Raw genomic sequence first — 21629 nt, forward strand, 5'->3', positions numbered from 1 at the left:
TCCGTTTGTGGACGGTGCAGGAGTGCAGGTCAAAGAAGGGCGGAAAAAGTTTGGCCTGGTGGATTTTGAAATTTTTCCCCTAAAAAGAATTTGGGTTCGAGCCGGGTTCCCATGAAACGTCCGCCGACTATTACAGGAAGGGACCCGGAAAAGAACCTTGAGTCCGGCAGGCGCGAAGATGGGGAGGGGGTGCAAACCGGATTTATTGATTCCCAAGAGTCCTGCCATAGCTCATGCCTCTGAATAATCTGCCAATTGCAATTCCAATAACGAACCAACCAGATACTTTCGGTCTCTTCTCAACCAGAAGAAACTTTCGTCACACCTGATTCTTTTCCAAGGCTCATTTCCACGCATTCAGGCAAACATAGATGGTATGTGGACAAACAGTAGTAGTATTTGTTCCCCAAAATATAAAAAATTCCGGCTCTCCACCCCCTTCCTTTAGGAGAGAAATTGGAATAACAGGACTGAATGGGCTTATTCCAAATGTAAGCACATTCACGGTTTATGCCAATACCTAATTAAGTATAATTATATTTACTTTACCGAGATTAGTGAAAATTTACAAGTCGGAATTTATATCCCAGTCTTTTGAATTTATATTAACCATTTAAAAATAAATGGCTTATTAATTCAGTCAACCGAAAATTCCAATGTTAAATCTGAATAAAATGAGGCAGGAAGTAAAAACGATATTCGAGTTTGGGTGGAAAAAATCGGAATTGTATAAAATATGGGGTTGACTACAGCCCTTAAGGATTGAGACGGGGGAATTTGAAAATTTTGCTTTTTAGCAGACCTTCCTGGATTGGGGAACTGATATTACTGAAATTGAGTGCCACGAGCGGAAATGGGAGGCAAATTGGACGGGACGGGGAAGAGGGCTAGTTTTCCGTATACATAACTTTCTTCAGGATTTCCTGGATCTTCTTCGATTCATAGGATTTGCATAATGCATGCATCCGGTCGGCAAGCTGGGCCTCCTTGTCGCCCAAGTCTTTCAACTTGTGAATATTTTTTTCCAAGTCCATGAACAGACCCATGCGGGCACTCCGTTCAAGACGGTTCCAAAGGGAATGCGGGATGGTAATGGACCCGTAGTCCAGCTTTTTCATAGAATCTTTTTTTGTTTCCTCAGGTGGGGGAGGAGGTTCTGGTTCGGATTCTTCGGCAATGAATCTGGATTTCATCAGGTCCCGAAATAGGTTTGCCAACTCTTCAAATACGACAGGTTTTCTCAGGACGGCGTCTGCACCTTCCTGTAAAAACTCGCGGGTCTGGTGGGTCAGGGTGGAAGCGGTGGCAATGACAAATTTGAACTGCTTTTGCCCGTACTTTTTGTGAATCTCTTTCATCACCTCAATGCCGCTCATACCCGGCATGTTTTGGTCGACAAACAAGATATCCGGCTTCCATTCTTCGACAATTTTCAGACCCTTTTCCCCATCCTCCGCCGACTTTACTTCCACGCCCAGAGTTGAAATGAGTTCCCGCAAAATATCCAGGTTGTCGGGATTGTCGTCCACTAAAAGAACTTTAATGGCGTGGGAGCTGGTTTTTCTCTCCAGGCTCCCTGGAATCGAACCGTCATCTGTTTTCCTGTTCATGCTGACTAAATTCAGGGAAAAGAAAAACCGTGTTCCCTTTCCGGGCTTGCTTTCAAATTTTAATTGGCTTTCCATTATCTGGACCAGCCGTTTCGCGATGGTGAGCCCCATTCCGGTACCCCCTTTTCTCCGACCCTCTTTTCCCTGGCGAAAAGGTTCGAAGATGAGGGCGTGTTCCTCCGGAGGGAAGCCCGGACCGGTGTCGATAATCTCAAACCGGTACTCATCGTTAGCCTTGGAAGTGACTCGAAATAAAACGCCTCCCTTGTCGGTGAACTTGGTGGCATTGCTAAGCAATTTGACCAGAACCCGGCGTAATTTGCCCTGGTCGCCCCAAACCCATAATTCCTCGTCCAACGGAAACGCTTCCAGCTTGAACTGGAGTTCTTTCTGCTCGCAATCCACACGCGTGATCTCGGCCAGCTGCTGGATCAGGTTCGTCAGGTTGAACTCATGACGGTCCATGCTTTCCTTTTCCGCTTCTATTTTGGAAACGTCCAGGATGTCATTGATGAGGGATAGAAGGTGATCGCCGGACCGGTACACCATGTTGATTTTTTCTTTTTGGACATCCGTGAGGTTGGAGTCTCTTCTCAGTATCTGGCTGTAACCCAGGATGGCATTGAGCGGGGTGCGGATTTCATGACTCATGTTTACCAGGAATTGGCTTTTGGCATTGTCCATTTCTCTGGCTTCTTTTGCTTTTTTCTCTGCCTGAAATGCTCTTTGGGTACGCTCGATGACTTGCTCTTCCAATTCCTCCTGGTGCTTTTTGATCACGCTGGTCATGCGGTTGAAGGAACGCGCGAGCAGTCCGACTTCGTCTTTGGAATCGACTGCCAGGTCCACATCCCAGTTGCCGTGGCTGATGGCCTCCGTCTGCCGGGTCAACCGCTCAATCGGTCTTAGTGTGTGGCGAATAAAGGCCCCGACGGTTACAACCAGAATTAGAGAGACAATCAAAAAGCCGGTCAACAGGTGTAATTTCAGGTCCGAAACCGGAGCCAGCACTTCTTCCTCGTCCACAATGGTGACAAGGCTCCACCCGATCCCTTTGAAATTCTGCCAGCCGTCTGAAATGGTATACGCCATTAGGGAAGGACCGTACTCTGTAGGCCCATATTTGAAGCCGCGCCCCTCATTTTGTAGCCGCTTGATTTCCTCCCATTGAGGGTGTTTTTGTCCAAAATACTTTGCCAGGTTGACCGGTTTGGGGACCAGAGGGCTGGCTGCGAAGACCAGGATTTCGCCACTCGTGTTGAGCAGAAAAAGTTTCAGGGACTTCAATTCCGATTTTTTTCGCGAGTCATTCAGGATTTCTTCAAACAGTTCAATATTGAGTCCCGCTCGCACCAGCCCTTCATAACGGCCTTTGCCGTCAGTAACTTTTTTAGATATTTTCAGGGTAAAAGCATTGGAGCTTTCATCGTATTGAACGTCCTCTATAGAAAGGTCGTCCGGGCTCTGGACGGCGTTTTGGTACCAGGTCTCGTCCGCCTGGTAGAAATCCGTGGTGCGCGGGTAGGCCCCCATGATGACGCCGTATCGGTTTACGGCAAAGATCTCGCTGAATAAGTAAAATTTGAATTTGTTGTTCAGGAACCGGATCTTGTTTTCGAATTCCCGGGAGAGAGGATTGAGCAGGATGTTGCGGGTTTCCGGTGTGTCCAATCCTTTTTTCCAGTCCTCATCAGTCCTCGCGATGAAGCCTTCTCGGTCGGGCATGGAGGCGTATTCGTGGTTCGACCGTTCAAACAGGCGGTCGATGAACATATCGAGGGGTTGAAGTTCCACTTCTTCGACCCGCAGAAAGAGACTGCGGTCAACGGTGTCCATGGCATCTTCGGTCAGGTCGTGGATCTCGGAACCGATTCGGTTTTCGAGAACCGATTCAAACTGCTGGATGAGGGAATAAACAGAAAGGCCAACGGCTAGACTGATGCCGAAAACGAACAAGTATACCTTCGGTTTCAATTTCATATGGCCTGCTTAATTTATGCCGGTGCCGTTTTACGCTTTTGCGAGCGCAACCTGAAATCTTTCCAAGTATATTTTTCGTATTTGAGGGAGGAATATTAAGGAAAATGTATCTATAAAATTCAAAATTTTAATAATTTTAATTGTAACCCTAAAAAGGCTGATTATATAGGTTAGAATGAATCAAAGCTTCCAATTAATCGAATGCGCTATAAAAGACGAAAATTGAAAGCGTAAGGCATTTGGGCAATTTTCTATTCCGGGGTGGGGTGAAAGTGACTTGTTTACTCTTTAAATGATTTCCAGCTACATTTTGGACAGGAGCATTTCAACCATGGGTTGGATTGAGGAACAACCTTGGGCGGTCACGATGCGATCGTCGGCGAGAACCGGTATTTCTTCACAGGCGATACCCAGGTTTTCAAGCTCCGATTGAGCGGCGGCATCCGCCGGGCAGGCCGCCCGGCCGGGCAACAGGCCGGCCTTTGCCACGACCACAATGGATGTGCCCAGGGCGGCGATAGTGCTTCCCGCTCGGTGATGGTCGACCAAAATCTGCGGCACGATGGGGTCGTTCCACAAGGATTTGGCCGCTCCTTTGCCTCCGGTCAACACAATGGCAGGGTATTTTCCCGAAAATCCTTCCTGCTTGTTCCAGTCGATGATCGTGCCGTGTGGTGTGAACCGTTCCTTCTTCATGCCGGCTGCCTCCCTCCCCGATTTGGACAGGACCACGACCCGCGCACCTGTGGATTTCAGGGCTTCCAGCAGCCCCAACAGTTCGTCTCCATCGAACTGATTATTTGGCATGATGATAAGGATGGCTTTTCCTTCAATCGGCATAACTTATCCAAAATAGTTGATTTAATACGGTTTTTGTATGAAAATGAGGCTCTGCCGGTTGGGAAAAGCAGTTTTATTGCATCCATTCCTTTTCGTGAGGCCGAAATAACTTGAGTCAGTAATTCCCGAGGTCAAAATGATTCAAAAAAACCTGATTCTGGTGGTGGATGACGACCCCGACAGCTGCCAGATTTTAAATGATTTTTTTCAATCCCTCAATTACAGGGTACAAACAGCCGAAGATGGACAGGAAGGACTGCAGAAGTTTTTTGACCTCAAGCCCTGCCTTGTGGTTCTGGATGTACGCATGCCCATCATGGATGGGTACCAGATGCTGAAACGGATTCGGGAGCTCGACTCTGCCACTCCGGTTATCATCGTGTCCGCCCAGTCCTATCTGGATGGTGCGGATGAATGCATGAAGCAAGGGGCGACCGATGTTCTTCACAAGCCCATTGAACTGGATCAGCTTGAGAAAAAGGTAACCCGCTATCTGGAGAAATGAGGCGCCTCCGTGTAAAAGTAACACCCATAAAAAAGGTGCCTCAGGTATATGAAAGGGGAACCAGGTAAACCTGTTCCGTGTCTTCCTGTTTGATGAAGGATTTTGTGGTGGGGCATTGAAACGGGTTGGCCAACACATTTTTAACATCCGCCGGAAGGTCCTTCCCCTCCCAGAATTCTTCCACGCTTTGGGTCTGATCCGGACCGTCTTCCAGCAACACATGATGGCGGGTGGGGTGCACGTCCCCGCAGGCATCGCACACGCTGTGAACTTCATACTTTTTCATTATCCACTCCCTACCAGAGAAAAAAGAACACCTGAAAAGACAGGCATCCGAATTGTTTCCTTTATTTGCCCTCTTTGTCAAGAGGACTCAATCTTCTATTTCGGGGGATTGAAGGGAATCTCCAGGGTGAATACGGGAGGGTGACGTGAATCGAAATGTGCCTCGGCCACCAGCACTCCACGCTGGTCGTCGCCCTTGACCACCAGTTGGCGCCCGGCTTTATTCAGGTGGGGTTGCCCGGGAACAATCAGGGTGTCTTTCGGAATGAGGGGAATGCGCAGGGATTTGGCCCCCTCAACTTCGTCGGGGTGGCCATCTTCCGCCGGCGGCCAGTTGGCCTTGCCAACCGTGGAGAACATCCATTTCACAAATTCGGTCGGGCGGCCTTCTGGATACATCGCGGTAAACGATGAGCGGGAGACCTGCCGGGGAGAGGACAGGTATCGCACCACCTTCACCGCCTGCTCCAGTCTTGGATAGGCAGGGGGATTCGTCCAGTCAATGAACAAAAGGGGAACGACCAGCAAAAACCCCAGCGCGCCCCAGATGGCAAACGCCTTCGCTCCCTGACCTGCAGATTTCATCTTCCTCTCCAACCCGTTTCATTCGACAAAATCCAGTTTCGCAGAATCTGGAAAAGAATCAATATGGATTTATGAAAGAGGAGAGGGTGCCTGCCACTCAATCTATGTCCTGCTTGAGAACCTGGAGCAGTTCTTTCTGTGCCAAGGGATTGGTGGACAGCTGATCCAGGAACCGCAACTCGAAAATCACCTGCTTGTCCTTGATCCAGATCTTGGGGAAGGGCGTTTCGATTTCGTTGAACACGTACTCCCGCTTGCCGACCTTCATGATGGCCCGGGGCGAAGGGGGTTCGAATCCGAATGCGCTGGTAAAAGGAATTTCCTGTTCCTTTAAAAACGCTTCCAGCTTGCCCTCGCTGTCGGCCACCATCAGCTTGTGATCCTTCGCCCATTCACGAAACGATTTGAACATGTCGCGGGGAAAGGCACTAATGGGAATGGTATCGAGGTGTTCCCAGCGTTCTCCCTTGTTCACTTCAATGACCAGGTCGAAGTGCTGCAGGGTCTCGTGAACATCGGGCAGGGTCACCTCGATGTCTGACTCGCACGCGCTCTCCGCAACCTGGGTAACGGGAACCGAGTTGGTATTCTGCTTGTGAAAAAGCTGACTGCGGATCAGGGTGCAGTTGTGCAATTTGTATTCGTTGGGGACGCTCAGAGTGGCGCCCCCGAATTGATGGTACTCGCTTTCCTGAGGCAAAGCGGAGAGGACAGGAACAGGGAAAATCAGGATTACAAACAGCCAGGGAAGAAGGCTTGTTTTGCGGGAATGGGGTGGACCGGAACCGGGTGAATTAGGAAAACGAGCGGGCATGATCCTTACCTGGAAAGCGGTTGTTTCTGGCAATCATATCTAAATCAGGTTTCGGCGCATAGCGCAAAAATAGGGCAGAATCGGCTTTTAAAAGCGAAAACTTTGAAATTGTTTTCCTAACGCATTTGGTAAGAAGCGTCTATTTAGGACGGAAAGGAATACAGGCAAACTCCTTTCGAAGTGTTTGCGGGAATTTTCGAACAAACTTATTAAAATATTACAGATACGAACTGAAGTTCCAGTCAGGTGAAGGCCGCTTCAACGTCTCAAAGAAGATGGCCCCTGTCTGGTGGCTTCTGTTAAAATCAAAATCTTCGGATTGGCTTCCAAGCCGACACCGCAATTCGTTTTCATGTTGTTCTTCGACCTGCTCCCTGTCTTCGAGTTCTTTTCGAAATGAAACTTTATTCTGTTTTCTTCAAAGCGCTGCTGTTTTACCTGTTCTCTGTGGCAACGGTTTTTGCCGGGCAGGCAAATCCGGAAGTGATCGTCTCCCCTTCCACCGGTATCGAACTGGTGCGCATACCGGGCGGCTGTTACATGATGGGCGACGACCGGGGTTACGATTACGAACGCCCGGCTCACGAGGTGTGTGTTGGTGACTTCTACATCGGGCGCTACGAGGTGACGCAGGAGCAGTACGAAAAGTTGATGGGCAGGAATCCATCGAAGTACAAAGAACCCCGACGCCCGGTGGAACGCATTTCGTGGAACGATGCTGCCGAGTTCATCCAAAAGCTCAACGAAACGGAGAACACGGATGTGTACCGCCTGCCCACGGAGGCGGAATGGGAACGGGCCGCGCGGGGCGGCACCACCACACGTTATTACTGGGGTGACGAAATCGACAACAACTACGTCTGGTATTACGGTTCGGCCGAATTTCAGACGCATCCCGTTGGAACGCGCAAGCCGAATCCCTTCGGATTGTATGACATGCTTGGGAACGTGTGGGAGTGGGTGAGCGACTGGTACGATCCGGAATATTATTCCAAAAGTCCGCGTGACAATCCCAAGGGACCCGGAACCGGGCGTTTCAAAACCCGCCGCGGCGGGGCCGTGACCAACCTCGTCACCTATGTGCGCTCAGCCACCCGCTACCGGGGTCCCCCTGGGCATCGGCATTACATACTGGGCTTTCGCGTTGCCCGCTCCGTGGAGGGAGATGGCGGCCGTTAAAATCCAATTTGAGGTTTCGATTTCACATCAAATGGTGTACGGTTTGGGGCATACCGTCATCGATAATCAATGGAGAGAAAGGGTTATGCCTTCCGAACACCAACGCCGATTTTCACTGGACAAGGTCGAGATCGATCCCGCCATCAAAAACCGTATCATGTCCGCCGATGGAGATGACCATGTCGGCGACTGGGACGGCGAACACATCGAGGACCTGGTCAAGGAACTGGACCGCATTGAGGAGAGGGTGGATCCCAGCTATTCCACTCTGCCGCACCGTGAAAACATCCCTCAGGACTTGCAGGACAAAGTGGAAAAGGATTATCCCGTCTGGGCCTGTGACCGTCATGGCAAGTGCCTGGTCGGGGAAAACTCCGATACCATTGAAACCGTCGAAACCATCCGTGCCCACTATGAAAAAGAATATGGTGGCGTGGACAAATTCCTCGAAAAGCTTCGTATCGAGCGGGAAAAATTCGAAGCGGAGCTGCGCGCAAAAAATAAAGATATATAACCTTAACCCAAACAGGCTAAATTGTTGTGATTGAAATTTAACGGCTTTTTTGCCCGTTTCCGGATGGCCTCATCAATCCCCCCGATCCGCCGGGTTCCGATAACGGATAAGCCTTGACAGCCTTTAAATACCTGATATAAGGAAATTGGATTTAAAGATTTTGAGGGGGATTGTTATGCCGATCGGAAAAGTTAAGTGGTTCAGCAACAAAAAAGGTTATGGCTTCATCCAGTCAGAAGAAGGAAAAGACATTTTTGTGCACTACTCAGCGATTCAAGAGGAAGGTTATCGGTCACTCACTCAGGGGCAGGATGTGCAGTTTGAAATCAGCGACGGTCCCAAAGGCCCACAGGCTTCGAATGTGTTGAAGAAGGAAGTCTAGTCCACCGGCTACAACAAATCTGCAGGCGGGGCTTTGGCCCCGCCTTTTTTTATGCCCGGTTATTTTGAAAACATCGAACTCCCAAGGCGGCAAGAAACAACACCCCGAAGGTGGCAACAATCATCGCACCGGTCGGCACATCGAGTGAAAAAGACAATGCCAGTCCGGCCAGGCTTCCCACCACACCAATCACCGAACCCAGAACGAATTGACGGTACAGGTTATTGGCAAACAACGTGGCACACACTGCTGGTATGATGAGCAGGGTGAACACCAGGAAGATGCCTGCTGTTTTGATCGACACGGCAATCACCAGACCGAGCAGGGCGTAAAACACGAAATCCCATAAGGCACGGTGGTAGGACCCGGCGTCGGCGATTTTTCGGTCGAACCAGGTTTCAATCGACTTCCGCCATTTCCAGGCGAGCAGGCCGACGATGACGGCGGTTGCTGTCAGGGTGCCGACGCCTGTCCAGGTGATCCATAGAATGGAGCCGTTCAGCATGAACTGGATGTGCTCCGCAGCATGCGGCGCCCGGTCGGCAATGATGATGGCGAGGGACGCGCCGACAACATACACAATACCGATCACCGCTTCCTGGGACACTTCGGGAAAGCGGTATTCGACCAGTGCGAAAAACAAGGCGCCCAGGAAAATGAACAACAGGGAGAGTCCTTGCGCCCCCCATGAGTGGGCATCCCATTCCAGTGCAAAACCCAGTGTCGCACCCAGCGCCGCCAATTGTGCGAGGGACAAATCGACAAAGATCACCTCGCGTTTCAGCACATGCAAACCGAAGTAAGTGAAGACAAGGGCAAGAATGATGCATCCGGCGGCAGGTGCGGCCATGAAAGTGAAGAATCCGGTCATGGTTGAAGGGCTCCGTATATCTGGTGAACCAGAAAGTCGAAAAAATCGATTGTGGTCCGGGCTTCAGGCACGCCTCCAACCCCCGGAGGCAGGCTGAGGATACGCGCCCCGGTTTTTCCTGCAAGCAGTTCTGAAAAACGCAGACGGTAATAACTGGCCTGCAAAATGATCGTCACTTTTTGCGAATTCATTTTCTCCGCCAGTTGGGCAAGGTGAACGGGAGTGGGCTGCACTCCGGGTTTCACCTCGACAGTACCGATCGACTCGATACCGAACCGCTGAAGAAAGTAATCCCATGTGCGGTGGTAGGTGACGAGCCGGGCTCCTTTTACCGGTTCCATGATTCGCTTCCATTGCTTGAGTTTTTCCTGGAAGCGTTCCATGAACCGGTCGCGGTTGGATTCGAATTCGCTTTCGTGTTCCGGGTCGAGTTTGGCCAGGTGATCTGCCAGCAGAAACACCATGGGTTTGATGTTCTCGGGATCCAGCGTGTAGTGCGGGTTTCCGAAGGGATGGACGTCGCCCATCGACCGGTCCACCGGACCTGTGGGTATCTGGATGGGATCGACAGCCAGCGACATGTCGAGCAGGCCCGGTTCGCCGAACCGGATTTTTGAATTGCGCGCGCCCTGGATCAACAGGGGCAACCAGCCCACCTCCAGGTCGAGCCCCTGGTAAATCAGGAGATCCGCATCGTGCAGGGTGACCATGAGACTCGGTTTGGCCTGAACGAAGTGCGGGTCCTGATACCCGCGTGTGAGGCTGGCGGCTACCACATGGTTTCCACCCACCTCGCGCACAAGCGAAGCAATGTCCTCCGTGGTGGTGACGACCTTCATCGCGGCGTAACCCGGGACCGCGCCCAGCAACAACAGGAGCGCGATCCCGAAGAACGCCACAGGAAGTCGGCATCTGTACGACGTTGAGTTGCCGTCTCCTCTCATCGAATTCCTCCTCAATACGTGTGTGCAGGATGGGAGCCCATCGAGAAGTTCAGCTGCAACAACACCTGTTGTTCCTCTGAGAATCCCTGGTCGAGATAATTGTACTGCAGGCGGATGGCGGAGAACTCGCTCGGCACGTAACCGATGAGACCGGACCAGCGGTACGAGTCGTCAAAGTGTTGCGGCTGGTGGAAGCCGACGTAGTCGTAGCGGCCCTGGACCCACCAGCGTTCCTGAAACTGGTACTGCAACATGGTGTACATACCGCCCCGGTTGAGGTCTGGGTTGGCGACGTTGGTGACGGGATTGGTCCCGGTCTGCTGAAATGAGCCGATGTACTCCGTCTGCCAGATGAGTGTTTTGTAACGCGAACGCTTGGCGGGATTCCATTTTACCGTCATGTTGCCTCCCACCAGGTTGGTGCGGCCGCGCCCGGAACCGGACTGGGCTCCTGCCTGGTTGCGTCCGGTGGCGAAGGAGCCTCCCAGTTCCAGCGTGGTTTCCTCGTCCAGGTCCCACAGGTTTTTCAAGTGGGCCAGATAGAGAAAATCGTTGTTCAGGGGCCCATTGAATTGGATTTCATTGTCGCCCTGAACCACTTGAAGTATGGCTTCCGAGTACCAGGGCACCGGAACAAGATAACTGGTTCCCACGCCGACCTCAAGCAGGCCTTCGTCCCCAAACAGGGTTTCATTGACCAGGGGCTGGTCAATGAATGGAAACTGATGGGTATGAAGCAGGTTGTGCTTGCCAAAGCTGGTATAAAACTTTCCGGCGCGAAGAGCCAGCCGGTCCATCAACAGTGCATCGATGAAGGATTCCTCGATTCCCACTTCGTCGCCTTCAAATGTGGCACGGAAATTGGCCCGCAGATAGGTGTCCACGTTGGCGGTGAACTGCAGTTCCATTTCCTGGATTTTGAAGCCGGTTGAGTTTTCGTTGTTGGGATCGGTATTGCCAATGGACCGGTACTGCCCGAGGAACAGGCCGTTGACGGATATGGCCGGGTTGAAAAACCGCGACAATCCGGTTGCCGTGGAAAACGAAGAGTCGGCGGAACTGCCGGTTCCTTTTGGCAGATTCTTATAAATATCCGGCGTGGTGGTGCCGGATGGCTGGGTGCCGGGTGCCTGTTGCGGCTCGGTGGGCCCGGATGGCTGAGTCTCCAGCTTTTTGATGCGCCGTTCCAGGCGTTTGATCTGCTGTTCCAGTTTGTACGTTTCCGAATCGGTGTTTGCGTCCTGGGCCCAGGCGGAACTCGCCAGCAGGAACGCACTCCACACCATAACGGAGAGCTTGAGCGGATTCATGCAAAACTCCTGAATTTGAATGCAACACGCAGGGCATGCCACGCGTCCGGAAATTCTGGGCGCAGCAAGGGTGTTGCAGTGAATGATCGTGGATCAAAAACCTTGAATGTTCAGGAGAAAAGGGGAGGGCTTCTGCCGGAGTGGCGGATGGAAACGGGTTCGGTATGTGTTTCCTGGTAAAAGGCGATCTGGGAAACCGCATCAAAGTCCGTGGTCAACGGTTCGAGGATTGGGATCAGCCCTGCATTGGAATGGGAAAAATGGCAGGGGGAGCAATCCTGATGCAGGTCTTTCAGGTCAAATTCATGACTGTGAAGGAAAGGCGATAAGCCCACCATGGCCGCAAAACAGAGGGTGAACAGCGCGGTCCATATGAATTTTCGCTTGAAAATGGGTCTCTTGGTCATCATCGAATTTGCCTTTGCCGGATAATCCGGGTTGCGCTTAGGATGCGTTCAATCCTGCAAGGATTCTAATTTAATCAAAAAATCAGAAAAACAGAGAGGGGGCAGGGGAGATAAAATGGGGCCCAAAAAGAGGAACCCCCCTCTTACTGTGGAAGAGGGGGGCTTGACCTCTAGGGAGGAGTGAGCCCTGTCCTTGGCAGGATTGGACTCGGGAGAAAATCAATCTTCGCTGTAAAAGTGGTCTTCGTATTCCAGCCCACCGTACATTTCGTTCAGCAGTTTGCGATTTACGTCTTTCGGCTTGATTTGGAGGTTTTTCTTTTCCGGATCAAAAAAACTTTCCCAGTATTTTTTGCTTAGGGTCTGTGTGGACACCTCTTTTTTTAATTTACCGTTGCGACCGAAGACTTTAACCGGATATAGCATGATTACCTCCTTCAGCTTAGGTGGGCGGAACCTGATTTATTTGTTACCGGCAGTCGGGGCCGGTTGGTTTAAAATTGACAATGATTTGATTGGGGCAGAATAAGAAGTCCCCCCCTTTTTCTATTGTTATAATAAGAATTGAGAATTAAATGAGGGTTAAAGCAATATTAAAAAATTTTAATTTTAAAGGAGCCATTCGCATTGCGGGGAAGCAGGGAAGCTGGGGGAGAGGACTAAAAAAATTGCCGAAAGGCTTGATTTGGCCGGAACAAAACGTTATTTTTTGAAACATGAATCTATGAGTTTAGGCGAACTCTCAACCGGAATTTTTAAAAAATTATGACTTCGAAATCTCCAAAACCCCTTTGGGATAAAGCTTTTTGGGCCAAACCGCTTAGCCTGGCGGAATCCCTGAAAATCCGGGACGGCCTTTCATCTCCACCACCGCAGCAGGTGCCTTCCCCTGTTTTGCAGGCCATCCAGTCCCGAATGAACCGAAACCGAATTCGTGGTATTTGCCTGAATTGACCGGGTTTTTTCCTCGTGTGATTCGAATTTGAACGGGAAGGGGGGCGGTCGCCAAAAGGAATAATTGCCTTCCCGCCAATAATAAACCCCCTGCCGGGCTCAAACCGGCGGGGGGTTTTTGTTTTCGGGGCTATTTTTGTTTCAAGGGAAGGGTCAGGGTGACTGTGGTCCCCTTTCCAGTTTCACTGCGAATGTCGATATCCCCCCCGTGATTTTTAACAACACCAAGCACCATCATTAAACCCAGGCCAGCTCGCTTGCCGGCTTTTTTGGTGGTAAAGAAGGGGTCAAAAATGCGATCACGGATCTCTTCAGGAATCCCGCAACCCGTATCCTGGATATGGATTTTGACGTTGTCTTCCAGCTGTTCGGTGGCAAGCACAATTTTCCTGTTTTCACCAGAGGTTGCCTCCACGGCGTTGCGGAACAGGTGTTCAAATGCAAGCTTCAATTGCGCCGGATTACCCTGGACCGGTCTCAAATTTGAGAAGGATTGCTCTTCAAGACGGATGGAACCATCTTGAGGAACGATGTCCGGTTTCTTCATAATCTCTCTCAATAATTCATGAAGGTCGATTGCCTCCGGTTTCCCCAGCGGAGGAATTTCGCATCGTTGCAACCGTTCGCTGAGATCCGCAATGCGGCGGCATTCGTTGAGAGCAACCATCATGAGCCCTTTATGTATTTCCTCCATTGCGGCCCGGTCACTGAGTTGTTCCAGAATATTCTGAATTCCCTGGATTGGATTGGTGATCTGGTTCGCAAGTCCAAGAAGCACCTTGGTGGCGGCCGCAGAGCGTTCGGATGCTATTTGCTTTTCGTGGTGCTGGTTCATGGACTGGAGGTAGTAATCCATTCTTTCCTGGAACTCGGTTTTCATGCGGGCCAGTTCTGACTCCAGTCGGTTGCGATTGGTGTTGTCGTTCAAAACCCCGCAAACCCCATACAGGATTCCGGACGAATTTCGCATAGGGTGTTTGACCATTGTGTAATTGTGGATTCCGTCATCGTGCAGAATGGAATCCTTGGACTCCACATTCTGTCCCTTATCCAGTGCTTGCCGATCGGATTCGGAGAGTATATCGGCAATATCTGCAGGAAAAACTTCATGGTCCGTTTTCCCAATTAACTGATCGCGCCGGACATTGAACAGCTTCTGAAACGCCGAGTTGGCAAGCAGGTAACGCCCGTTCATATCCTTGATGTAAATGGGCAGCGATGCCTGGTTTAGAATATCGATCAGGTGGCGCTCGCTTTCCTGAATGGTTTCTTCCGCACGAATCTGGGGTGTGACGTCCCTTATGATGTTCAGGCTCATCTTTTCGTTTTGAACGAGGAATGAACTGATGACCACCTGTGCGGAGAAAACGGTGCCGTCCCTTTTTGTGAAGTGGGCGAGATTGCTTTTTTTCCGCGGATGGAGTCCCAATGCGCTTCCCTGGGTTCCCCCGGAAAATTCTGAATTGGACCCGTTGACCACGAGGTCGGTGTATTTCAGTTTGCCCAGTTCACCCCGGCTGTATCCGAAAAGCCTGGTTGCGGCTTCATTGCCGTCCAGTAACTGGTTGTCCGAAAGGTTGACAAGAAGAATGGCGTCGGTCTCCGCCTCCATCAGCTTGCGGAATTTTTCCTCGTTTTCCATTGAAGCGATTTCAAATTCTTTGCGTTTGCGAACGTCGTGGATGATCCCCACGAACATGCGGCGGTAACCCTGGTAAATCTCGCGTACCGCGATCTCCATGGGGAAAGTCGATCCATCCTTGCATTTTCCAAGAAATTCCCTTGGCTCTTTTCCCACCAAATTGCTTTTGCCCGTTTGTAAATAACGGGAAAGATAGTTTCCATGTTCGCTTCGGTAAGGTTCCGGCATCAGGATACTGACATTGTGGCCGATAACTTCCGCGCTGCTGTATCCGAACATCTTTTCTGCCGTGCTGTTGAATGACTGGATGATTCCGCTCTCGTCAATTGTGACAAAACCATCCACTGCCTGGTCAATAATGGATGAAAGAAGAGCTTCTCTTTGTTTGATATTGTTTTCGTGTTCGCGCATTTCGTGGATGTCCTGCGCGATGGCGATGATGGAAGCGTTTTCCTGTTCACCCTCCTTATTTATAATAAGGTTCCAAAGGAGGTTTCGTTTTTCAGAATCGTGTGTGGGGGTGAGGCTTTCAAACTGATGGATCCCCTTATTTTTTAGCGTTTCCTGTGCTGAACTTTCCATCGCCTTCCAATCTTTACCTGGCATGATGTGCTCAAAGAAATTACGGTTTTCAACCTCAGGGCTGCTCCAACCCAGACTGGATTCCGCATCGGGGCCGACTTGGAGGATTTTGAAATCTGCCGAAAGGAGAATGGGAACCAGCCCGGACTTTTTCAGGATGGAATCATAATAATTTTTGATCTCCTGTTTTTCCGTTTCCGCAACTTCCTTCAAGCTTTGCAATTCCCCTTCCAGTTTCGTGCGCAATTGCCTAATTTCTTCAACGGTTTTTGGGTCATGAGAAATGTCAACTAGAACGCCAAACGCTTCCTTGGCTTCATTTCCATTTTTAAAGAGAGCCAGGCTGATCAGTCCTTTCTTGCAGTTTCCCTGCGAACCATTTTCAAAAGTCAGTGGAAGAATCAAAGTGGTCGAACCCTTCTCCTGGAGGGGATCAAGCACGTCTCTCTTCAATTCAATTTCCTCACCCGGGGGAAACAGAAAGCTCAGGGATTGCCCCTGTGCGGCCTCTTCAAGGTAACCGGTCAATTCCTGGGCACCTTGATTCCACGTCATGATGGTGCCCTGTGTGTTCATGGTGAAAAGGGGCAGGTCCACTTTATCCAGTCGTTGGTTCTGGTATTGGAGATCTTCTATCTGGTAATCCTTTTCTTCCAGATCTTTCAGCATTTGCTGGTTTGCTATCTCCAAATTGCCCATGTCATGCCTCAGTTCCTTTAGTTCACCGGTTTGCAGATCCAGTTTATCCTGGATTCCCCGGAGTTCTTCCAGCTCCGATTCCAACAGGGTCCGGGAAGCTTCCAGCACTTCCTGATTTTCCTTGTATTTTTCAAGGTCCTTTTTGAGCTGGGTATATTCTGTTTCCACCCAGTTTTTAGCAACATGGGCCTCGTCCAGAGATTCTTGAATTTGCTGTAACTCCAAGTCCTTGGAATCTACTAAAGCCTGGAGGTTTTCCAGTTCTTCCTCAGATGGGGCATTTTCCCTGAATTCCTCGAAACTTTTTTGAAGAGTCTGTAATTGGGCGGTTTTTTCTTCCAGAAGGGCCTTCAATTTTTCAATTTCATTTTTAAAGGTTTGAGCTTCTTTTTTATAGTCTTCTTCAGGTTTTTCCTGGATGCGTGTCTTTGAAGCTCTATAATTTTTTTCGGAAATGGAATTTTGTGGTGACTCCAATTGGGATTTTAATTCTGCGATTTCAGCTTCTCTGTCTGCAATTTTTTTCTCCAAAACCGTGTGTTCAACTTTTATCTTTTCTTCCAGTTTTTCTTTTACATGTAATTCGTTTTGAAGTTGAGCCTGAACCTTTTGCAGCTCGATGGATTTGTTGGAAAGCTGTTTTTCAAGGTTTGTAGCGAATGCGGATTTCGCTTCGCCGGGGTTTTGAATTTGCAGGGCCTCCCGAAGTTTCTTTTCATCTTCCAGAGCCTGTTTTAGTTTTTGAAGCTCCTGGGTTTTGGAGGCGAGTTCCTTTCGGGCGGACTCTTCTTTGTTTGATATTTGGGATTCAAGATCTTCTTTCACTCTTTTGGTTTCATCCAGTTTCGCCTGAATCGCTTCAAGCTGCTCATTGTTCCCTATGGCATTATTGTCGTCTTCCTTTAAAGCCTTTATCTGCTCTTCAAGGGACTGCTTTGTCAGCTTTTCCTGTTCAAGAAGGTTGTTCAGCTTTTTCAGCTCCAGGTTTTTAGTCTGGAGCTTTTCTTCCATTTCGGTTTGGGCTGATTTCAAATTGGCTTCGCTGGCTTTACTGAGTTTCAGCTTGTTCTCAAGTTCGGTTTTTACGGTTTCAAGACTGGTAATACGTTCTTTGATCTCTTCACCCACTCGGCCCTGTAGTTCTAGGATGTCATCATCTTGAAGAGGTTCATCAAAGCCAAGGCCCAGCTCTTCTTCATTCCAGTCCAAATCCGGGTCGCTGAAGCTTCTTTCGGCAATGGGCGCACCACTGGAGTCCCTCTGGGAGGGCTTTAAAAGATTTGACATTTGCCGGGCGATGATTTTCAGGATTTCGACTTCGTCCGAGTCCCATGATTTTGGTTCATGTATGGTTTCGAAACCAATGCATCCCAGAATGATTTCATCGGAAAACAGCGGGACGAGGAGCAGGGATTTTGCTCCCTGTTTATTGAGAAGTTTTTTTTCAGCGCTGGCTTCCTTGGGCAGGTCCCCTACGTTTGGTATGTGCAAGGCTTCCCTGTCGTTTAGTTTCTGGTTCAACCAGGGAAGTTTTGACAATTGGATTGGATCCGCATCGGGTTCCATGTCAGGTTCGTCTGAAACCCAGATGTGGGTGTTGTTCATTGTTTGACCGTCTTCGGAAATTATATTGATAAAACCATGGTCCACATTGGATAGAGTTCCGTAATCTTCAAGGACCTGGTTCATTTTTTGGTTGAAAAAATCCTGATTGGATACATCACCCGGTTTCAATGAAAGCAGGTTTTTCTCCAGGTCAAACCAGAATTTGAAACGAGCTTTTGCATGAGCTGTTTTGATTGCTTCCTGGTGGTATTTCTGTTTGTTTTCATTTAACTCATTGGTCAGTTTCTTGATCTGAGGATCGTATTTGGATTTGATGGTTTCCAAATCCTTTGTCAGGGATGTCTGCGCCGTTACGTCCTGGCCGGAAATGATGGTCCCATACACCTGATCCCGCTCATCCTTGAGCATGGCGGCCTGCCATTCGACTCTATGTTCCTTGTTTGATTTGTTATGCACCGGGGTGGTGAACATTTTAAATTGTTTGGAGGGATCGTTTACAAAAGCAAGGAATTCGCGCCGCAACACCTCCCGCTCCTTATTGCGAATGAGAAATGCCATCCAGTCTTTTCCAAGCAACTCCTCTTCTTTATAACCAAGGAATTTGAGAGCCTTTTTATTGACCTGCATGATCTGGTTTGCGGTGTCCACGACAATTAAGATGGAATTGTCCACACTAAAAAATATGCGAGAGAGAGTTTTTTCCCCAGCCAGGGATTCTTCTACCAGCTTGACTTCTTCGTGGAGTTGCCGGATTTTTCGAAAAGGAATGATCAGGGAAAGGCAGACGATCACCAGGCACGCGGCTATGAACTCCCACCGCTGGAAGACCGAAAAATTCCCCGATTGCGAAAGGGTGGCCCCAAAAAGGAGTGGCTTGAGAAAATACTCCCAAGCTAACAGAAGGAAAAGGGCAACGATCAGGGTGACCCCGACCTGCGCTCCAATTTGCTCATTCTTCTTCGACATGGAGGTTTCCTTAAATTATAGGACTTTGTCCATTGTGCGCAGGGGTAACGGTTTGAAGCGTTTTCCCGGCCAATGTCCAAGGTTCCCTTTAAGGCATTTCACATCCCCTCCTTCTTAAGATCAAGAAAGATGCCGAAAAGGAACTCTTTTCACAGGGGCGGTGGCGAGCCGCTCCAAATGAAAAGTGAGATCACTTTTTATTTCAGGGTACCCTGAGTATAGCTAATAACACTTTGAAAAGCAACAAATTAGCCGGGATCGGCAAAAATTTGGGAAAGGGTGGGGGAAGTTATACCAGGCAAGCCTTTGCGGCGCCCGTTGTAAAGCCATAAGTCCTTTTTTTATATGAGGTTGTTGAGGGTTTGGAGGGAAGAATCGGGTGTCGCCCGGTTTGGAGAAAGGGCGATGAACCGCCCGCGCGGGAAGGAAAATATTGAAACTGCTTTACTTAGCCTCACTCTGTGGGGGCGGAGACCGGTTCGTGGTGTGCGTAAAAAACACTTTTGGGGCTGATCCTCAGAATGAATCGCTCATTGCCCTGCTCCGGCACGATGACATTAAGCGAAAAACGCCATTGGGCCACCTTGTCGGATTGGTGGGGGCCGCCTTCGACCAGAATGGCGGATTGATGGGGGTTGTTCACAAGCTGGAAATCGGCGGGCTCATCAGGCCCTTCATTATACCGGTACACCCAGCCGAATAGATGGCTGATAGTTTTTACTCCATCATTCCGGATTTGGAAGAGGATGAAATTCCGGTCCTCATCCAACTTGTAAGCCCTGTCATATGAAACCAGGCCCTGTGAAACGAATTGGTCCGATTTGGATTCGGGTGCCTGGGCAGGCAGGGAGGTGGGGAATAAGGTTAAAAGAATCCCCCCTGTCAGAAATCTCGCAATGCGAAACCGGTTTCGAATCGTTCGTTCTCCCTTTATGCCCTGATGTGTCAGCATATGATCAAAAAAAAGTTGTTGTTCGGGAAGCTTGCCTTACACTAAAAATACTAAAACGACAGTCCGGATCGAATCAAGAAATTATGAGTCAGGGGACAACCCAAAATCAGAAATATAAAATTCTCTTTGTCGATACTGAAAGGAAGGTATTGGCATCTGCGAAAAAAATTTTCGCCCAGAGTGGATACCAGATTGAAGTGTGCGACGGTGCCATGCGAGCGGCGGATATGGTGGCAAACAATGGTCCCATCGCGGTCGTTTTCACGGATGAACGCATGCGTGGAATGCGTGGAACGGAACTTCTTGAAATCGTGAAGCGTGTTTCTCCCAACACCGTCAGGGTGCTCACCGCCGCACAGGTCGAAGATCACATTGTAGAAGATATCATCAATAAAGCGGAAGTTTACCGATTCATAAGGAAGCCCATCGATTTCAACGTCGCGCTCAAGGTGGCGAAGCAGGGGGTTTCGTTTTATGAACAGGCAGTGAGAAATGAGCACCTGGATCTTGCTCTTCACGAAATTGAAGCCGAGAAAGACAAGATTGTCCGCGAGGCAGCCGGTCTTACGGCGCGAATCAACAAGCTCAAGCGGTCCACCCTCTACTGGTTCGGAGGTATCCTCCTCGTCATCGGGCTTGCGTTTGGTTTCAATTTTTATCAGGAATACCTCCGGCAGCAGGACCTTCAGGCCTCGAGCAACAATATGGGCAATTGGGTTGCCTATAAAAACCATACGGCGCTGGACACGGTTAACAACCTGATGTGGATGACGCGTGATTTCCGCATTATTGAAAAACGGTACCCCACTTCCTGGCAGGAAGCGATGGATTGGGCGCAAAAAATGAATGCCCGGAACTACGCGGGTTATTCCGATTGGCGGCTACCAACGGTGGCGGAATATAAAAACACTTTCGATCCCGACCGGACCAAACTGGCCTTCGACGGTAACCAGGAGTACCCCGTTGGATACCCGAAGCCCTTTGAAAGCGGTGGGGGATATGGATTCTGGACGAGCGAGAGGGTCGGAGAGAATTCGGCCAAGTATTTCTTTTTTGTGGGGGGCTACGGCCGCACCGAAGCTCTCAATTATGGTGGGCCCACAATGAGCGTCCGGCTCGTTCGGAATTTGAAATAAACAGTTCTTGCGGCAATATCACCCGCAATGCTGCGCCAGCAGTTGTTGCCAGCGCGGTCCTTCCACCAACCGGCGCACGGTCAGCATGGCTTCCGGACCGAGGTCCTTGCGCTGAAACAATACCCCGGGTGACTCCGGAGTGTGCGCCTTCCAGTCGCCGGATTGCCACTGCTTCAATACCCTTTCCATCAGCTCCACTCCCAGCTTGATGGTTTTTCCGATCAGAGACTGTTCGTCATCGCCGGTTTCGATGTTCACCGTGTCCTTTGCGAGGATGGCGCCGGTGTCGATGCCGGGGTCGATTTTCAATATGGTCGCACCCAGGCAGTCCAGACGTTCATCGTGAATGGGCCAGAAATTGCAGGATGAACCACGATACTCCTCAGTAAGTCCGACATGCAGGTTCAGGATGCGGCCGGGAAACGCGTTTATGATCGGTTCGCCGACCAGCCCGCAGTCGAACAGGAGAACCAGGTCAGGGGCAGCGCACTGCAATTTTTCTAAAAACCCCTCCCTTTTCAATCCGCCCGGTTGCAGGGGTTCATAAACGGGATGGTTGACGCCGGGCCAATTTCGGGCGGGGGCAAACTCGCGCTCTTCGTATTCCTTTCGCCGCTGGAAAAACCAGTGCCACGCGTTTTCGGCTTCGGTGGTGGTGGACGGAAGGGACGGATAGTTTTTGCTTTCTATGAAAACAGATTGAACGGGGTGACGGGCGTTGATGCGGCGTATAAAATATTCGTGCCGCAGGTCGTTGCCAGTGACCAGTGTGAGACGGGGTGACTGCATTTGCCTTCCTTTGTTTACCTATGATTCTCAGTCAGTGCAATTATAACAGAGGCGGTGGGGCTTCCAACCTGGGAATGGTACAATGATTCCGGTTTGTCGCGCCACCCTCCTCAATCC

General features: G+C 50.0%; 17 protein-coding genes. 5 read left to right on the top strand and 12 right to left on the bottom strand.

From position 1 onward, the window contains the following. Positions 1-887: 887 nt before the first annotated feature. Together TX82_RS09375 and TX82_RS09380 are read right to left on the bottom strand one after the other, a co-directional pair. Entirely contained in the window at positions 888-3590 is a 2703-nt protein-coding gene (locus TX82_RS09375) for an ATP-binding protein (RefSeq protein WP_005009696.1), read from the bottom strand. A 303-nt stretch (positions 3591-3893) separates the two neighbouring features. Continuing rightward, positions 3894-4430, bottom strand: coding sequence for a DJ-1/PfpI family protein (locus tag TX82_RS09380; RefSeq protein WP_005009698.1), 537 nt, complete (start codon positions 4428-4430; stop codon positions 3894-3896). Positions 4431-4566: 136 nt separating this feature from the next. Between TX82_RS09380 and TX82_RS09385 the strand changes: the two genes are divergently transcribed. Next, positions 4567-4935 (top strand): response regulator, encoded by a 369-nt coding sequence (locus tag TX82_RS09385; RefSeq protein ID WP_005009699.1) that lies wholly within the window; start codon positions 4567-4569, stop codon positions 4933-4935. Between the two features lie 40 nt (positions 4936-4975). Here the strand turns inward: TX82_RS09385 and TX82_RS09390 are convergent, their stop codons facing one another. From TX82_RS09390 to TX82_RS09400, 3 genes are all read right to left on the bottom strand, one after another. Beyond that, entirely contained in the window at positions 4976-5221 is a 246-nt protein-coding gene (locus tag TX82_RS09390) for a hypothetical protein (protein ID WP_005009702.1), read from the bottom strand. Positions 5222-5316: 95 nt separating this feature from the next. Beyond that, entirely contained in the window at positions 5317-5805 is a 489-nt protein-coding gene (locus TX82_RS09395; RefSeq protein ID WP_005009704.1) for a hypothetical protein, read from the bottom strand. Between the two features lie 97 nt (positions 5806-5902). After that, positions 5903-6439: a hypothetical protein gene (locus TX82_RS09400; protein ID WP_042251004.1), complete on the bottom strand. Its 537-nt coding sequence runs from the start codon at positions 6437-6439 to the stop codon at positions 5903-5905. Positions 6440-7015: 576 nt separating this feature from the next. On the opposite strand from TX82_RS09400, the gene TX82_RS09405 reads away from it, so the two are divergent. The 3 genes from TX82_RS09405 (at position 7016) to TX82_RS09415 (ending at position 8694) form a co-directional block, all read left to right on the top strand. Next, entirely contained in the window at positions 7016-7798 is a 783-nt protein-coding gene (locus TX82_RS09405; protein ID WP_005009708.1) for a formylglycine-generating enzyme family protein, read from the top strand. A gap of 85 nt (positions 7799-7883) precedes the next feature. Further along, positions 7884-8312: a hypothetical protein gene (locus TX82_RS15255; protein WP_052338240.1), complete on the top strand. Its 429-nt coding sequence runs from the start codon at positions 7884-7886 to the stop codon at positions 8310-8312. Between the two features lie 175 nt (positions 8313-8487). Further along, entirely contained in the window at positions 8488-8694 is a 207-nt protein-coding gene (locus TX82_RS09415) for a cold-shock protein (RefSeq protein ID WP_005009714.1), read from the top strand. 49 nt (positions 8695-8743) lie between these two features. On the opposite strand, the gene TX82_RS09420 is transcribed toward TX82_RS09415, so the two are convergent. The 6 genes from TX82_RS09420 to TX82_RS16020 all read right to left on the bottom strand — a co-directional run bounded on the left by TX82_RS09420 (position 8744) and on the right by TX82_RS16020 (position 19404). Beyond that, the gene (locus TX82_RS09420; RefSeq protein ID WP_005009715.1) at positions 8744-9565 is read right to left on the bottom strand and encodes a metal ABC transporter permease; all 822 of its coding nucleotides are present in this window, start codon (positions 9563-9565) and stop codon (positions 8744-8746) included. Beyond that, positions 9562-10509, bottom strand: coding sequence for a metal ABC transporter substrate-binding protein (locus TX82_RS09425; protein ID WP_005009716.1), 948 nt, complete (start codon positions 10507-10509; stop codon positions 9562-9564). The genes TX82_RS09420 and TX82_RS09425 overlap by 4 nt, the downstream gene beginning before the upstream one ends. A gap of 11 nt (positions 10510-10520) precedes the next feature. Then, positions 10521-11819, bottom strand: a complete 1299-nt coding sequence (locus tag TX82_RS09430) for a porin (protein WP_005009717.1) — start codon at positions 11817-11819, stop codon at positions 10521-10523. A 626-nt stretch (positions 11820-12445) separates the two neighbouring features. Further along, positions 12446-12652 (bottom strand): hypothetical protein, encoded by a 207-nt coding sequence (locus tag TX82_RS09440; RefSeq protein WP_005009719.1) that lies wholly within the window; start codon positions 12650-12652, stop codon positions 12446-12448. Positions 12653-13310: 658 nt separating this feature from the next. After that, entirely contained in the window at positions 13311-18635 is a 5325-nt protein-coding gene (locus TX82_RS09445) for a PAS domain S-box protein (protein WP_005009721.1), read from the bottom strand. Between the two features lie 454 nt (positions 18636-19089). Further along, positions 19090-19404, bottom strand: a complete 315-nt coding sequence (locus TX82_RS16020; protein ID WP_144079147.1) for a hypothetical protein — start codon at positions 19402-19404, stop codon at positions 19090-19092. Between the two features lie 32 nt (positions 19405-19436). Here TX82_RS16020 and TX82_RS09455 point away from each other — a divergent pair, with 32 nt between their 5' ends. After that, positions 19437-20723 (top strand): Lcl domain-containing protein, encoded by a 1287-nt coding sequence (locus TX82_RS09455; protein ID WP_187291944.1) that lies wholly within the window; start codon positions 19437-19439, stop codon positions 20721-20723. A gap of 18 nt (positions 20724-20741) precedes the next feature. On the opposite strand, the gene TX82_RS09460 is transcribed toward TX82_RS09455, so the two are convergent. Next, positions 20742-21512 carry a formyltransferase family protein gene (locus TX82_RS09460; RefSeq protein WP_005009728.1) on the bottom strand — a complete coding sequence of 257 codons (771 nt, stop codon included), beginning with the start codon at positions 21510-21512 and terminating at the stop codon, positions 20742-20744. Positions 21513-21629: the final 117 nt, after the last annotated feature.

Origin of the sequence: Nitrospina gracilis 3/211 (genome assembly GCF_000341545.2) — a bacterium.
In the GTDB taxonomy this organism is placed as follows: domain Bacteria; phylum Nitrospinota; class Nitrospinia; order Nitrospinales; family Nitrospinaceae; genus Nitrospina; species Nitrospina gracilis.

What these genes read in the sequence shown, in the direction of transcription:
- TX82_RS09395 (WP_005009704.1), bottom strand. Translation starts at nt 5,805, where the DNA reads ATGAAATCTGCAGGTCAGGGAGCGAAGGCGTTTGCCATCTGGGGCGCG.
- TX82_RS09440 (WP_005009719.1), bottom strand. Translation starts at nt 12,652, where the DNA reads ATGCTATATCCGGTTAAAGTCTTCGGTCGCAACGGTAAATTAAAAAAA.
- TX82_RS09445 (WP_005009721.1), bottom strand. Translation starts at nt 18,635, where the DNA reads ATGTCGAAGAAGAATGAGCAAATTGGAGCGCAGGTCGGGGTCACCCTG.
- TX82_RS15255 (WP_052338240.1), top strand. Translation starts at nt 7,884, where the DNA reads ATGCCTTCCGAACACCAACGCCGATTTTCACTGGACAAGGTCGAGATC.
- TX82_RS09405 (WP_005009708.1), top strand. Translation starts at nt 7,016, where the DNA reads ATGAAACTTTATTCTGTTTTCTTCAAAGCGCTGCTGTTTTACCTGTTC.
- TX82_RS09385 (WP_005009699.1), top strand. Translation starts at nt 4,567, where the DNA reads ATGATTCAAAAAAACCTGATTCTGGTGGTGGATGACGACCCCGACAGC.
- TX82_RS09390 (WP_005009702.1), bottom strand. Translation starts at nt 5,221, where the DNA reads ATGAAAAAGTATGAAGTTCACAGCGTGTGCGATGCCTGCGGGGACGTG.
- TX82_RS09460 (WP_005009728.1), bottom strand. Translation starts at nt 21,512, where the DNA reads ATGCAGTCACCCCGTCTCACACTGGTCACTGGCAACGACCTGCGGCAC.
- TX82_RS09425 (WP_005009716.1), bottom strand. Translation starts at nt 10,509, where the DNA reads ATGAGAGGAGACGGCAACTCAACGTCGTACAGATGCCGACTTCCTGTG.
- TX82_RS09430 (WP_005009717.1), bottom strand. Translation starts at nt 11,819, where the DNA reads ATGAATCCGCTCAAGCTCTCCGTTATGGTGTGGAGTGCGTTCCTGCTG.
- TX82_RS09375 (WP_005009696.1), bottom strand. Translation starts at nt 3,590, where the DNA reads ATGAAATTGAAACCGAAGGTATACTTGTTCGTTTTCGGCATCAGTCTA.
- TX82_RS09420 (WP_005009715.1), bottom strand. Translation starts at nt 9,565, where the DNA reads ATGACCGGATTCTTCACTTTCATGGCCGCACCTGCCGCCGGATGCATC.
- TX82_RS09415 (WP_005009714.1), top strand. Translation starts at nt 8,488, where the DNA reads ATGCCGATCGGAAAAGTTAAGTGGTTCAGCAACAAAAAAGGTTATGGC.
- TX82_RS09380 (WP_005009698.1), bottom strand. Translation starts at nt 4,430, where the DNA reads ATGCCGATTGAAGGAAAAGCCATCCTTATCATCATGCCAAATAATCAG.